This window comes from Streptomyces sp. NPDC046349, assembly GCF_055587885.1.
On sequence record NZ_JBVJFK010000011.1, the window covers coordinates 199229 to 212978 of the forward strand.

The following is a 13750-nucleotide window of genomic DNA, read 5'->3' on the forward strand; positions in this document are numbered from 1 at the left end:
CGAAACCTGACGGGGGTGTTGCGGCTTGTTACTGCTGGGTCAGAATCTACGCGCGTTGTTCAGCCGCAAGAGGGAGATGGCATGGCGTTCGACCGCAGGACTTTCATAGGGACCACGGCCGCGACGGGTGCGGCCGTGGCGCTGGCGGGGGCCGCGAGCACCCCGGCGGCCGCCGCCGGGCAGCAGGATGCGAAGAAGCCGGGGCCGCGGACGTACGCGTTCACGGTGATGGGGACGACCGACCTGCACGGGAACGTCTTCAACTGGGACTACTTCACGGACAAGGAGTTCGACGACAAGGCGCACAACGACGTCGGCCTGGCGAAGATCTCGACCCTGGTGAATCAGGTGCGGTCGGAGAAGGGGCGGTGCAACACGCTGCTCATCGACGCGGGTGACACCATTCAGGGCACGCAGTTGTCGTACTACTACGCGAAGGTCGATCCGATCACGGCGCGGCGCGGTCCGGTGCACCCGATGGCGCAGGCGATGAACGCGATCGGTTATGACGCGGCGGCGCTGGGGAACCACGAGTTCAATTACGGCATTCCGGTGTTGCGGAAGTTCGAGGAGCAGTGCGACTTCCCGCTTCTGGGGGCGAACGCGCTGGATGCGAAGACGTCGAAGCCGGCGTTCGCGCCCTACAGCATGCACCGGCTGCGGACCCCGCACGGGCGGGACGTGAAGGTGGCGGTGCTGGGGCTGACGAACCCGGGCATCGCGCTGTGGGACAAGGCCAACGTGCAGGGGAAGATGACGTTCCCGGGGCTGGAGGAGCAGGCGGCGAAGTACGTGCCGAAGCTGCGTTCGATGGGCGCCGACGTGGTGATCGTGTCGGCGCACTCCGGGTCGAGCGGTACCTCTTCGTACGGTGACCAGCTGCCGTACATCGAGAACGCGGCGGCGCTGGTGGCGGAGCAGGTGCCGGGGATCGACGCGATCCTGGTGGGGCACGCGCACACGGAGATCCCGGAGTACCGGGTGAAGAACAGGGCGACCGGCAAGGACGTGGTGCTGTCGGAGCCGCTGAAGTGGGGGCAGCGGCTGACGTTGTTCGACTTCGAGCTGGTGTGGGAGAAGGGCCGCTGGTCGGTGGCGAAGGTCGCGGCGAAGGTCCTGAACTCGAACACGGTGCCCGAGGACGCGAAGATCACGCGGCTGCTGTCGGACGAGCACCGCAAGGTCGTGGCGTACGTGAACCAGGTGATCGGCACCTCGACGCAGGCGATGTCGTCGGCGGAGGGTCCGGTCAAGGACGTCCCGATCATCGACCTGATCAACCACGTGCAGGCCGAGACGGTGAGGACGGCTCTGGCGGGCACGCAGTGGGCGGCGCTGCCGGTGCTGTCGCAGGCCTCGTGCTTCTCGCGGACGGCGGCGATCCCGGCCGGGCAGGTGACGATCCGGGATGCGGCGGGCCTCTACCCGTTCGAGAACACGATGGAGGCGCGGCTGCTGACGGGCGCGCAGCTGAAGGACTACCTGGAGTACTCGGCGCGGTACTTCGTGCGGACGGCGCCGGGTGACGCGGTGGATCCGGCGAAGCTGACGAACGCGGAGAGCATTCCGGACTACAACTACGACGCGGTGTACGGACTGGCGTACGACATCGACATCGCGCAGCCGGCGGGTTCGCGGATCTCGGGGCTGTCCTTCCAGGGGAAGGCGGTGGATCCGGCGGCGCAGTTCGTGCTGGCGGTGAACAACTACCGCGCGTCGGGCGGTGGGAACTTCCCGCACGTGCCGCAGGCCAAGCAGCTGTGGTCGAACTCGGACGAGATCCGCAACACGATCATCCAGTGGGTGAAGGCGAAGGGGACGATCGATCCGGCGCAGTTCGCTTCGGTGGACTGGCGGCTGACCCGGGCGGGCGTGCCGGTGTTCTAGTCGGCGGTCGTTCGTGACGGGGCCGGTGTCCGCGGCGGCGGACACCGGCCCCTCGTGTGTTTCAGGTGCCGGTGCGGACGAGGTGTGCCGGGACGGCGGCGTCGACGGCGGCGACGAGTCGTTCGCCGCGGGCCACCTGGTCGGGGTGGATGTGCTGGGTGCAGCCGCAGCCGGCGAGGACGATGCGGCCGGCGCCGTCGTGGCGCATGAGCGCGATGTCGGCGAAGCGGACTGCGTGCTCGTCCCGGTGGGCGTCGCGGACGACCAGGCCCCATGGGGTGAGGACGTATTCGCCGCGTTCGTGACGGGGGGTGATGGCGCGGCGGAGGCGGTTCATGCGGAAGCGGGTGCCGGGGGTGGGGGGGTGTTGTCCGTGGAAGCGCCAGCAGGTGGAGTTGGGCAGGGGGGTGCCGCGGAGGGTGGTCGGCAGGGGGGAGGCCTGGTGTGGGACGACGAGGACGGCGTCGGTGAGGGCGCGTTGCAGATGGTCGGCGACGTCCTGCGGGGTGACGGCGGCGTACTGCGCCAGGAGGGTGCCGGCGTCGTGGTAGGGGATGGCGAAGTGTTCGCTTTCGAGGGCGCGTTGGAGGGACGTCCAGCGGTCGTGGCCGCAGTGTCCGTCATGGCAGTGGAGTTCGGCGCGTGTGTGCTCGCTGAAGGCGTCGAGCTCCTGGCGGGTGGGGCCTCGTCGGGCGAGGTCGAGGGCTTCGTTCCAGAGGATGTCGGCGGCTTCTTCGGCGTGGCCGTCGGCGGGGCGCAGGACGAGGACTCGGTCGAGGGTCAGTCGGTCGCGGAGGAACCGGTGGAGGGTGACGCCGTCGGCTATGCCGCGTGTGTCGTGCGTGAGGTGTTCGACGCGGTGGCTCAGGACGTGGCTTGCGGCGACGGCGGCGGGTTCGTGGGCCCGTGAGGTCAGGAGGAGTGAGACGGTGTCGACCAGGCGGTGCTGCCAGGTTCCGGGTACGCCGGCGCGCAGTCGGGGGCCGGGCCGGTCGGGAGGGGGGCCGTCGGTCAGCGGGAGGGTGAGTCCGGGGGGCGGGGGGCCGTCGAGGGCCAGGACGGCGTTGCCGCGGGTGAAGTGGGCGGTGGCGTGGGTGCGGACGGCGTCGGGGGTGAGCCGGGCGTACATGTCGGGGTGGTGGTGCGCGACGAGGCCGAGGCCGTGGGGTCCGTAGCGGGCGCTGAGGGGTTCGGCGCCGCGGTGGTCGCAGGTGCGGGGCGGTCGGAGGCCGAGGAGGCGGGTGGCGTGCTCCGTGTGCTGGGTCGGCAGGTCGCGCAGGGCACTGCAGAGGGTGTGGAGGAAGCCGGTGACCTCTGCGGGGGTGCCTTTGACGGCGAAGTGGGTCGCTTCCTCCCCGACGGAGCTGGTGAACTCGTGGGGCCGCCTGCCGAGGTGCGTCCTCACGAGGGCTTCGACGAGGTGGGCGGCGCCGAGGGTGGGGGCGGTTTCGTCCCGGAGCCCGGTGCCGAAGGAGAGGACTGCGGTGAGGGGGCCCGGCCCGGGGGCGGCCTCCCACAGGACGGTGACCCCGTCGGCACTGGTTCGCTGCATGACGGCGACGATAGTCGCAGGTCAGGTGTGGTGGGCCGAGGGGGCCGCCGGAAGGGGCCCGGGGTGTCCTGTCGATCAGGCCTGATCGACAGGACACCCGCTACGGGTGTTCGACGAGCGGGAGGAGCTCGCCGGCGGGGCGGGGGCGGGTGTGTTCGCGCTGTTCGAGGCCGAAGGTGGTGAAGGCGGTGCGCGGGGGCTGGGGGTAGGCCTCTTTGCCGGTGAGGGTGTTGAGGATGGCGGCGCTGCGCCAGGCGGCGAGGCCGAGGTCGGGGGCGCCGACGCCGTGGGTGTGGCGTTCGCCGTTCTGGACGAAGATGCTGCCGGTGACGGAGGGGTCGAGGACCATCCGGTAGCGGTCGTCGATGCGGGGGCGGCCGGAGGAGTCCTTGCGCAGGTAGGGGTCGAGGCCTGCGAGGAGTCGGGTGAGGGGGCGCTCGCGGTAGCCGGTGGCGAGGACGACGGCGTCGGTGGTGAGGCGGGACCGGGCGCCCTGTTCGGTGTGCTCGAGGTGGAGTTCGACCTTGGTGGTGGCGACGCGTCCGGCGGTGCGGACGGTGACTCCGGGGGTGAGGACGGCGTCGGGCCAGCCGCCGTGGAGGGTGCGGCGGTAGAGCTCGTCGTGGATGGCGGCGATGGTGGCGGTGTCGATGCCCTTGTGGAGTTGCCACTGGGCGGGGACGAGGTGGTCGCGTACGGGTTCGGGGAGGGAGTGGAAGTAGCGGGCGTAGTCGGGGGTGAAGTGTTCGAGGCCGAGTTTCGAATACTCCATGGGGGCGAACGAGGGAGTGCGGGCGAGCCAGGTGAGGCGTTCCCGGCCGACGGGGCGGGCGCGGAGCAGGTCGAGGAAGACTTCGGCGCCGGACTGGCCCGATCCGATGACGGTGACGTGTTCGGCGCCGAGGATGCGCCGGCGGTTGTCGAGGTAGTCGGCGGAGTGGACGACGGGGACGGTGGGGGCTTCGGCGAGGGGGCGCAGGGGGTCGGGGATGTGGGGGGCGGTGCCGATGCCGAGGGCGAGGTTGCGGGCGTGGGTGCGGCCGAGGGCCTCGGCTTCGCCGGCGGGGTCGAGCTGGGTGAAGTCGACTTCGAAGAGGTCGCGTTCGGGATTCCAGCGGACGGCGTCGACCTGGTGGCCGAAGTGGAGTCCGGGGACGCGGCCGGCGACCCAGCGGCAGTAGGCGTCGTATTCGGCGCGGTGGATGTGGAACTGCTCGGCGAAGTAGAAGGGGTAGAGCCGTTCCTTGTGCTTGAGGTAGCTGAGGAAGCTCCAGGGACTGGAGGGGTCGGCGAGGGTGACGAGGTCGGCGAGGAAGGGGACTTGGAGTGTGGTGCCGTCGATGAGGAGTCCGGGGTGCCAGCGGAAGTCGCGGCGCTGCTCGTAGAAGGCGGTGGCGAGTTCGCCGGCTCCTTGTTGGGGGAGGCCGTGGGCGAGGGCGGCGAGGGACAGGTTGGACGGTCCGATGCCGATTCCGACGAGGTCGTGGGGTGCATCGAGCTGGGCGGTCATCGGTGGGTGCTGCCTTCCAGGAGGGCGATGAGGGTGTCCAGGTCTCCCGCCGTGGTGTGCGGGTTGAGCAGGGTGGCTTTGAGCCACAGGCGGCCGTCGGCGTGGGTGCGGCCGAGGACGGCGCGGCCTTGGTGGAGGAGGGCGCGGCGCAGGGTGGCGAGCTCGTCGTCGGTGGCGTGGGTGGGCCGGAAGAGGACGGTGCTGATGGTGGGCGGGGAGTGGAGTTCGAAGCCGGGGTGGGCGTCGAGGCGTCGGGCGAGGTGGTGTGCGAGCTCGCAGGTGCGGTCGATGAGGTGGGCGAGGCCGTTCCGGCCGAGTGAGCGCAGGGTGGCGGCGATCTTGAAGGCGTCGGGTCGGCGGGTCGTGCGCAGGGAGCGGCCGAGGAGGTCGGGGAGGCCGGCTTCGGTGTCGTCGGTGGCGTTGAGGTAGTCGGCCTGGTGGGCGAGGGGGGCGAGGAGCGCGGTGTCGGGGACGGCGAGGAGTCCTGCTGCGACGGGCTGCCAGCCGAGTTTGTGCAGGTCGACGGTGAGGGAGTGGGCGCGGCCGAGGCCGGCGAGTCTGTGACGGTGGCGGGGGCTGAGGGCGAGGAGGCCGCCGTATGCGGCGTCGATGTGGAGGTCGGCGCCGTGGTGTTCGCAGAGGTCGGCGATGGCGGGGAGCGGGTCGATGAGCCCTGCGTCGGTGGTGCCGGCGGTGGCGGTGACGAGGGTGGGGCCGGGGGTGGTGGCGAGGGCGTCGGCGAGGCGGGCCGGGTCGAGGACGCCGGCGGGTGTGGGGAGTTCGGTGGCCGGGGGCAGGCCGAGGAGCCAGGCGGCGCGGGGGACGGAGTGGTGGGCGCTCGCTCCGTGCAGGACGGTGAGGCGGGGGCCGTGGCGTTCGCGGGCGAGGAGCAGGGCGAGTTGGTTGGCTTCGGTGCCGCCGGTGGTGACGAGGGCGTCGGGGTGGGGGGTGTCGTAGAACTCGGCGGCGAGGGTGCGGGTGAGGAGGGCTTCGATCGCGGAGGCGGCGGGGGCCTGGTCCCAGGAGTCGAGGGAGGGGTTGAGGGCGCCGGCGGCGAGGTCCGCGGCGGTGGCGACGGCGAGTGGCGGGCAGTGCAGGTGGGCGGCGCAGAGGGGGTCGGCGGGGTCCGCGGCGCCGGCCGCGAGGGCGTGGACGAGGGTGCGGAGGGCCTCGTGGTCGCCGGTGCCGTGGTCGGGGAGTGCGGTGCCGAGCGCTTCGCGGACGTGGGCGGTGACGGCGTCGGGCCCGCCGGCGGGGAGCGGGCCGCGGCGTGCGGCGGTGCCGGTGCGGAGGGCGTCGAGGACGGTGTCGAGGAGGGGGCGCAGGGCCTGGGGGCCGGTGGCTCCGCCGGCGAGCGGGTTGCCGTGCGGCGCTGTCAACGGGACCTCCGGGGGCTGGCCGGGGTGCGGTGAGGGGCACCCGCCCAGTACAACGATCAGACCCGAATGGGGTAACCGCCGGGGTTTGTCCGAATCCCTGCCGGGCCACTCCCTCCGGGCCGGGTCTGCCCGGGGGCCGGTGCCGGGGCGGGGGGGGGGGGGCGGGGGCGGCTCCCGATCCGCCGGGCCGCCCGCCGGGCTGGGCCGTCTCTTCCGGATCTTGCCGGGCCCGCGTCGTCCGGCACCGCGCCTCGCCGCGGTGTCGGGGCGCCCGAGTACGTCCCGTACCCGGGCGCCCCTGCGCCTTGCGGTGCACGGCACCGGACGACGCGGGCTCAACCGGCACGAGATCCGAAAGGGACCGCTCAGCGGCGGACGCGGAGGGCGCGGGACAGGTCGTCGAGCTGGTCCACGAGCTTGCGGCGCAGGAGCGGGATGACGTCCGGGTCCGCGAGGCAGGCCTGGCCGGCCTTGAGGTGGGCCTCGTCGACGGCGTACGCCGGGAAGGCGTAGCGGCCCGCGGCCTCGCCGATGGCGGGGCCGCGGCGGGCGCCGAGGGCGACCGCTTCGGGGTAGTAGCGGGTCACGTACTCCGCCAGGAGGTCGGCCTGTTCGGGCTGCCAGAAGCCCTGGGCGGTGGCTGTGAAGAGGTAGTTGGAGAGGCTGTCGTCGTGGAAGAGGCGGTCCCAGGCGGCTGCTTTGGCCTCGGGGGTGGGGAGGGCGGCGCGGCAGCGGGCGGCGCCTTCCTCGCCGGTGGCGCTGGGATCGGCCGCGAGGGCGGCGTCGATCTCGCTCTCACCGATGGCGCCGAGGACGGCGAGGCGGCCCAGGATGCGCCAGCGCAGTTCGGGGTCGAGTGCGGGGCCTCCGGGGACGGTGTCGTCGGCGAGCCAGGCGGCGATGGTGTCGGGCTGGGTGGCGCTGCCGACGAGGGTGCGTACGGCGGTGAGCCGCATGCCGGGCTCCGAGCCGTCCTCGGTGCGGCGCAGGAGGTCGCGGGCGATGGTGGTGAGGGTGGCGAGTGCCTCCGTGCGGTCCTCGGGGGCGACGTAGCGTACGGCGACCTCGTTGCGGGCGAAGGCGAGGACGCCCTGGACGATGGCGAGGTCGTGCTCGGCGGGCAGATGTGCGCCGGCGGTGGCCAGGAAGTCCCCCGGATCGAGCTCGCCGTCGCGGACCATGTCGCGCAGGCAGTTCCAGACGACGGCGCGGGTGAGGGCCTCGGGGATGCCGGAGAGGCCGCGCAGGACCGTTTGGAGGGAGGTCTCGTCGAGGCGGATCTTGGTGTAGGTGAGGTCGGCGTCGTTGAGGAGGAGCAGTGCGGGGCGGGTGCCGCCGGCCGAGATGATCTCGTCGGAGGGGACGTCGAGGTCGAGGAGTTCGCGCAGTTCGAGCAGGCGGCCGTCGACGGGGTCGTGGTCGTAGACGCCGACGGCGATGTGGTGGGGGCGGCTGCCGTCGCGGTCGACGGTGAGAGTCCAGCCCTGTGTGCCTTCGGGGGCCTCGATGCGCGGTGTGAGGGTGTCGGTGCCGGTGGTGCGCAGCCAGGCGTCGGCCCAGGCGCGGACGTCGCGTTCGGTGTGGGCGGCGAGGGAGTCGATGAAGTCGGCGAGGGAGGCGTTGGCGAACTTGTGGCGGGCGAAGTGGGTGTTGATGCCGGCCAGGAAGTCCTTTTCGCCGAGCCAGGCGACGAGTTGGCGCAGGGCGGAGGCGCCCTTGGCGTAGGAGATGCCGTCGAAGTTGAGGAGGGCGGAGGCGGTGTCGGGGACGTCGTCGGGGGTGGGGGCGACGGGGTGGGTGGAGGGGCGCTGGTCGGCGTCGTAGCCCCAGGGCTTGCGGGTGACGCCGAAGTCGGTCCAGGTGTCGGTGAAGCGGGTGGCTTCGGTGAGGGTCTGGTAGCCCATGTATTCGGCGAAGGATTCGTTGAGCCAGATGTCGTCGAACCAGGCGAGGGTGACGAGGTCGCCGAACCACATGTGGGCCATCTCGTGGGCGATGACCATGGCCCGGGACTGGCGTTCGGTGTCGGTGACGGCGGAGCGGTAGATGAACTCGTCGCGGAAGGTGACGAGGCCGGGGTTCTCCATGGCGCCGGCGTTGAACTCGGGGACGAAGGCCTGGTCGTAGGAGTCGAAGGGGTAGGGCTCGGTGAACTTGACCTGGTAGCGGTCGAAGCAGGCCTTGGTGATGGAGAGGATCTCGTCGGCGTCGGCGTCCATGTGGGGCGCGAGGGACTGGCGGCAGTGGATGCCGAAGGGCAGTCCTGCGTGTTCGGTGGTCACGCTGTGCCAGGGGCCGGCGGCGACGGCGGCGAGGTAGGTGGAGATGACGGGAGTGGGGGCGGACTGCCAGATGCCGGCGCCGTCCGTGTCGCGGTCTGCGAGGCGGGTGGTGATGCCGTTGGCGAGGACGGTCCAGTGGCCGGGGGCGGTGACGGTGAACTCGAAGACCGCCTTGAGGTCGGGCTGGTCGAAGGCCGGGAAGACCCTTTGGACGTCGTCGAGGAACATCTGGCTGTAGACGTACGTCTCCCCGTCCGCGGGGTCGGTGAAGCGGTGCAGGCCCTCGCCGGTGCGGGAGTAGCGCATGCGGGTGTCGAGGTGCAGCTCGTGGGGGCCCTGGGTGAGGCCCGTGAGAGGCAGCCGGTTGTCTTCGAGGGCGGCCGGGTCGAGGGGGTTGCCGTCGAGGGTCGCCGAGCGCAGTGTGTCCGGCTTCAGCTCCACGAAGGTGTCGCCGCTGGTCCGTGCGGTGAACCGGATGACGGTGGTGGAGTCGAAGGTGTCGTCGCCGCCGGTGAGGTCGAGGGTGACGGCGTAGTGGTGGACGTCGAGGAGCTGGGCTCGGAGCTGCGCTTCGTTGCGCTTGAGTGCGGACATGGGGCCCATGCTGCCGCAGTGGGCGGCCGGACCCGGGTGTCTATTCTTCGCCCGCGGCGATCGTCTCGTGGTGGCGGATGACCTCGGCGATGATGAAGTTGAGGAGCTTCTCTGCGAAGGCGGGGTCGAGCTTGGCGTTCTCGGCGAGCTGCCGGAGCCGGGCGATCTGGCTGGCCTCGCGGCCGGGGTCGGCGGGGGGCAGCTGGTGGCGTGCCTTGAGGTGGCCGACCTGCTGGGTGCACTTGAAGCGTTCGGCGAGCATGTGGACCACGGCCGCGTCGATGTTGTCGATGCTGTCCCGCAGGCGGGCGAGTTCGGCGGTGACGCTCTCGTCGATGCCGTCGGCGGCGCGGCCCTGGCCGTTGCCCGTGCCGTTGTCGAGGTCGCTGATGTTCATGGTTCCCGAGAATACGTGGCGCGGGCCCGCAGGTCGCGGGGGTAGTCGGCCTGTGAGACGGCGGCCGGGTCACCGGGGCAGGAGGGCGGTGACGGCCCGGCCGGGGCAGGTGAGGAGGAGGACCCAGGGGGCGGCGTGCGGGTGGCCGCGGACCCAGCTGTCGAGGGGGTTCACGGGTGGCTCCCGGGGCCCCGGCTCCGCCGGTGGTTCCCGGGCCCCGGCCCGGCTCCGCCGGTGGTGGTCCCCGGGCCCCGGCCCGGACCCGGTGCGGTGGTCGCACGGCGGCCCCGGCCCGGACCTGTCGCGGGGCTACGGGGGGTGTGCGGGCAGGACTGCCTCGCGGCGGGGCTGCTGCGCCGCGGCTCCGCCCCGGACCCCGCGCCTGGAACGCCGGCGGGGCCGGATCTGCCCGGCGGGAGCAGCACCGCGGGGCCGTGGACGACGCGCCGGTTCGTCGTCGCAGTGCGGCGGGGGCAGGCGGGTCACGTCGTCGTGGCGGCCAGGCCGCTTCCGCAGGCCCATGCGGCGGTCCCGACGCGGTTGCCGGCGTCGGGCCCGGTCCGGCCGCCGGCCAGGTGGGCCTTGCCGGTGGAGCGGGAGGCGTGGGGCTCGCCGGCGATCGGCGTGGTCATTGCGTGGGCGGGGCCCCGTACGACGTCGCGTTCGCGTGCCGTGAGCGGTTCGCGGGGGCGGCGGGCCTTGGCGGCCGGGTTCTTCGGGGCCATCTCGTGCACCAGCCGCCGGGTGCCGGCGGGCGGGACGGGGCAGTCGCCGACGGCTGCCGCCCGTACGGTCTCAACCCGCACGGCCGGGCTCGCGTCTTCGAGGTGGAGGCCGGACGCTCCGCCGGGGAGGGCGGCGTGGACGTACTCGAGGCCGAAGGTGGTGACGATGACGATGCACGGCCGGTCGCTGCCGGACAGGCGCCGGGTGACTGCGAGGCCGTCGAGCCCCGGCACGCGGATGTCGAGGAGCAGGATGTCGGGCCGGCGCCGGGCGTCCTCGGCGAGAGCGGCGTCCGCGCCGACGGCGCCGACGAGGACCTCGGTGTCCGGCCGGCTGTCGAGGATCATCCGGAAGCCGGTTCCGACCGTCTCCTGGTCGTTTGCGATGACCGCACTGACCGCCGTGCGCCACCCGTCCCGCTGTCGCCCTCTGCCACCGGTTTCCTCCCTTGGGACCGCCGGGGGCGGCAGCCCGCACCCGTACGGCGGGCGGCGGGGAGGGTGTCGCGAGGTCCGGGCGGCGACGGTCCGGCCTTGCGGTACGTCAGCCCAGGCCACGGAGGCGGAAGCGGGTGCGCCTCGTCCTTCCGGCCGGTTCGTGCCGGGCCGGAAGGACGAGGCGGTGCGTGGACCGTGGGGGCTACAGGGTCGCCGCGGCGCTCTTGATCTGGGCGGCGAAGGTGGAGACCTCGGTGTAGACGCCCGGGTAGTCGGGGCGGGCGCAGCCTATGCCCCAGCTGACGATGCCGACCTGGATCCAGGCGCCGGCGTTGTCGCGGCGGAACATGGGGCCGCCGGAGTCGCCCTGGCAGGTGTCGACGCCGCCCTGGTCGAGGTAGCCGGCGCAGATCTCCTCGCCGGGGACCAGGTCGCTGTAGGCGGCGCTGCAGTCGGCGTCGGAGACGAAGGGGACGGTGGCCTTCATGAGGTAGCGCTGCTGGCCGCCGCCCTCGCGGGTGGCGCCCCAGCCGGCGACGGTGAAGGTTCCGTTGTCGTAGGCCTTGGTCTCGGCGATCTTGAGGGTGGGCAGGTTGATGGGCTTGGCGAGCTTGATCAGGGCCCAGTCCTTGCCGGTGCCGTTGTAGCCGGGGGCCCGCAGCACCTTGGTGGACTTGACCTTGATGGCGCTGGAGCTGTTGAGGTCGACGACTCCGGCGGTGGCGGTGATGGAGGTGTTGTTGCCGGAGCCGCTCACGCAGTGGGCGGCGGTGAGGACGATCTGCTGGGTGTAGAGGGCGCCCCCGCATCCCATGGAGAGGCGCACCATGAAGGGGAACTCGCCCTGGGCGGCTCGGGTGCCGCCTACGACGGGTGCCGGGCCGGCGGTGGCGGTACCGGGCTGGAGGCTGACGGCTGCGAGGGCTACGGCGCCGACGGCGAGGGTGCGCTTCATGAATCGCACAAGGCTGGTCACAGTCAACACACTGCCTTTCGTGGGGGGTTGGGCCGTGCGCGTCATCGGGGAATGACGGGTCCATGACACATCAGGAGGGCGGCGGCCAACAAGAACGCAGTTTCGGCCAACTCCCGTCAGAACAACAGGGATTGCGGTAAGGAGGCCCTGATGGAGGAGAACGGCGTGCCGGGCGGGACCATCGAGCACGGTTTTCCGCATCTGGCGATCGTGCGCGCCTCGATCACCGCGCTCTTCCGCCGCATGTCAGCCGACGGGATCCGCGCCTACGCCGACAGCCTCTCCCCCGCCGACGCGGCCTTCGACGCCTCCGAGGACCTGTATCCGGGGGCGCAGCGGGTGGCCTCGGCGGTGGTGCGCGCGCTGCGGCTTCCGGACGCGCGCATGGTGGTCGCCTTCCGGCCGATGGAGGAGGCGGCCACGGTGGAACTGGCCGCAGGACCGGAGTATTTCGTCGAGGTCAACGACCGCTTCCGCACCCACCGGCGGGACCTGGCGGCCGCACTGTCGCACGAGGTCGCCCATGTGCTGCTGCACCGGCTGGAACTCGCCTTCCCCGATCCGGCGGAGAACGAGATCCTCACGGACACCGCCGCCGCCTACCTGGGCGCGGGCTGGCTGCTCCTGGACGCCTACCGGGAGGACGCCCTCACCCACCAGAGGTTCGGCTACCTGACGCCGGAGGAGTTCGGCTACGTGCTCGCCAAGCGGGCCGCACTGCTGGGCGAGGACCCGTCCACGTGGTTCACCAGCCCCCAGGCGTACGAGGCCTACGTGCGCGGGAGCGAGCTGGCGGCCCGGGACCGCCGCAGGGCGCCGCTCGCCGCCGCCGGCCCGCTCGCGCGGCGGCGGTACGCGAAGGCGCGGCGCACCGGGGCCGCCCCGGCCGGCGGGTCGGCGTACCGCTTCGAGCGCGAGGACTCCGGCCCCGGACTGCGGGTCAGCTTCCCCTGCCCGGTGTGCGAGCAGCGGGTGCGGGTCCCGGTGCGCGGGCGGCTGCGGGCGCGGTGCGGCCTGTGCCGCACGGTGCTGGAGTGCGACACGTAGTCCCGGCGGGCCCAGGAGTCCGGTCCGGGCGGACTTGGCTTGATCATTCACCGTCCGGTCGCGAAAAGTTTCCTACCGGCCAGTAGACACCGGTGCGGTTCTCGCCAACTCTGGTCACGTCCATGTCAATTCGCGACCGAGGAGCACCCCACATGCGCCTGTCCCGCCGCACCCGAACGCCCCGTACCGCCGCCGCCGGCCTCGCCGCAGCGGCCGCCGTCCTGACGCTCGTTCCGGCCACCGCGGCCGAAGCGGCCCCCGTCGCCGCGCCCGCGCCCGTCTCCGCCTCGACGAACGCGTCCGCGCCGGGCGGTAACGCGGCGATCCTCGGCATCGACTACGCCGCCTGGCAGCGGGAGGTGGCCGCGATCGTCGACGCGGCCCGTCCGGCCATCGAGCAGCGCATCGCGAACTCGCCCGCCGGCGAGAAGCCGGCCCTCGTCCTCGACATCGACAACACCTCGCTGGAGACGGACTTCCACTGGTTCTGGACCTACCCGACGCCGGCGATCGCCAAGGTCCGCGCGCTGACCCAGTACGCCCACGAGCGCGGTGTGGCCGTCTTCTTCGTCACGGCCCGCCCCGGCATCATCCACTCGCTCACCGAGTACAACCTCAAGGCCGTCGGCTACCCCGTGTCGGGGCTCTACGTCCGCGACCTGCCCGACCTCTTCGAGGAGGTCAGCACCTACAAGACGGCCAAGCGCGCGGAGATCGAGGCCCGCGGTTACACGATCATCGCCAACATCGGCAACAGCCCCACCGACCTGGCCGGCGGGCACGCCGAGCGGACCGTCAAGCTGCCGGACTACGACGGCAAGCTCTCCTGACGCACGGGGGAACCACCCGTTCCCCTTCGCGCACGACACGTCGCGCGGACCTTCGCGCACAACATGACGGCCAGACTGCGGTTCAGCCGGTGGACCCAGCGGGTAGTCATACCTCAACGCACCGACGAAGACT

Annotated in this window: 10 protein-coding genes; 3 read left to right on the plus strand and 7 right to left on the minus strand. The window is 72.3% G+C overall.

Going from position 1 to position 13750, the window contains the following annotated elements; translation table 11 throughout:
• Positions 1 to 81: 81 nt before the first annotated feature.
• The gene (locus tag ACZ6JS_RS25870; RefSeq protein WP_469301349.1) at positions 82 to 1887 is read left to right on the plus strand and encodes a bifunctional metallophosphatase/5'-nucleotidase; all 1806 of its coding nucleotides are present in this window, start codon (positions 82 to 84) and stop codon (positions 1885 to 1887) included.
• A gap of 61 nt (positions 1888 to 1948) precedes the next feature.
• Here the strand turns inward: ACZ6JS_RS25870 and ACZ6JS_RS25875 are convergent, their stop codons facing one another.
• The 7 genes from ACZ6JS_RS25875 to ACZ6JS_RS25905 form a co-directional block, all read right to left on the minus strand.
• On the minus strand, positions 1949 to 3439 hold the full coding sequence (locus tag ACZ6JS_RS25875; RefSeq protein ID WP_469301350.1) for a hypothetical protein: 1491 nt from the start codon (positions 3437 to 3439) through the stop codon (positions 1949 to 1951).
• 100 nt (positions 3440 to 3539) lie between these two features.
• Positions 3540 to 4949 (minus strand): lysine N(6)-hydroxylase/L-ornithine N(5)-oxygenase family protein, encoded by a 1410-nt coding sequence (locus ACZ6JS_RS25880; protein WP_469301352.1) that lies wholly within the window; start codon positions 4947 to 4949, stop codon positions 3540 to 3542.
• Positions 4946 to 6328, minus strand: a complete 1383-nt coding sequence (locus tag ACZ6JS_RS25885) for a pyridoxal phosphate-dependent decarboxylase family protein (protein WP_469301354.1) — start codon at positions 6326 to 6328, stop codon at positions 4946 to 4948. Before ACZ6JS_RS25885 ends, ACZ6JS_RS25880 begins: the two co-directional genes overlap by 4 nt.
• Positions 6329 to 6693: 365 nt before the next feature.
• On the minus strand, positions 6694 to 9204 hold the full coding sequence (gene pepN, locus ACZ6JS_RS25890; protein ID WP_469301356.1) for an aminopeptidase N: 2511 nt from the start codon (positions 9202 to 9204) through the stop codon (positions 6694 to 6696).
• 40 nt (positions 9205 to 9244) lie between these two features.
• The gene (locus tag ACZ6JS_RS25895; protein WP_392056418.1) at positions 9245 to 9601 is read right to left on the minus strand and encodes a chorismate mutase; all 357 of its coding nucleotides are present in this window, start codon (positions 9599 to 9601) and stop codon (positions 9245 to 9247) included.
• Positions 9602 to 10083: 482 nt separating this feature from the next.
• Positions 10084 to 10713, minus strand: coding sequence for a response regulator (locus tag ACZ6JS_RS25900; protein WP_469301595.1), 630 nt, complete (start codon positions 10711 to 10713; stop codon positions 10084 to 10086).
• A 253-nt stretch (positions 10714 to 10966) separates the two neighbouring features.
• Entirely contained in the window at positions 10967 to 11719 is a 753-nt protein-coding gene (locus ACZ6JS_RS25905; RefSeq protein WP_469301358.1) for a S1 family peptidase, read from the minus strand.
• 171 nt (positions 11720 to 11890) lie between these two features.
• On the opposite strand from ACZ6JS_RS25905, the gene ACZ6JS_RS25910 reads away from it, so the two are divergent.
• Positions 11891 to 12787, plus strand: coding sequence for a hypothetical protein (locus ACZ6JS_RS25910; protein ID WP_469301360.1), 897 nt, complete (start codon positions 11891 to 11893; stop codon positions 12785 to 12787).
• Positions 12788 to 12939: 152 nt separating this feature from the next.
• Complete coding sequence (locus ACZ6JS_RS25915) at positions 12940 to 13617, plus strand: HAD family acid phosphatase (RefSeq protein ID WP_469301361.1); 678 nt, start codon at positions 12940 to 12942, stop codon at positions 13615 to 13617.
• The last annotated feature ends 133 nt before the right edge of the window (positions 13618 to 13750 follow it).